Origin of the sequence: Treponema sp. OMZ 805, from assembly GCF_050937395.1 — a bacterium.
Taxonomy (GTDB): domain Bacteria; phylum Spirochaetota; class Spirochaetia; order Treponematales; family Treponemataceae; genus Treponema.
Genome location: NZ_JACCLP010000072.1, coordinates 1 through 288 on the forward strand (window position 1 = coordinate 1; position 288 = coordinate 288).

Sequence of the window (288 nt, forward strand, 5' to 3'; positions counted from 1 at the left end):
CCCATTGAATATTTGAGGCCTGACAGTAGCGGTAAAGTGTGGGTATCCGGCGCTGCGTATGATGTAGGCGCTGGGGTTGAAAAGGTCAAAGTAAGCTATAATGGAGTTCCGGCAAGCGAAGTTACGTTAGAGTTTCCGAGCGGCGTGCGAACGGATGTCGGTAACGGCGATGTCAACTTTGTCACATGGAAAGGTGAACTCGATGTCAGCAGTTTTGTAGATGGTACGGGGAAAATCGTCATTACGCCGATTGACCGTGCAAATAATGCCTCTGCTCCGATTGAAGTA

At 49.3% G+C, this 288-nt stretch carries 1 protein-coding gene; it reads left to right on the forward strand.

Going from position 1 to position 288, the window contains the following annotated elements:
- Positions 1-36: 36 nt before the first annotated feature.
- The coding region (locus HGH47_RS12355) for a hypothetical protein (RefSeq protein ID WP_432912799.1) at positions 37-288 on the forward strand (252 nt) is incomplete at its 3' end.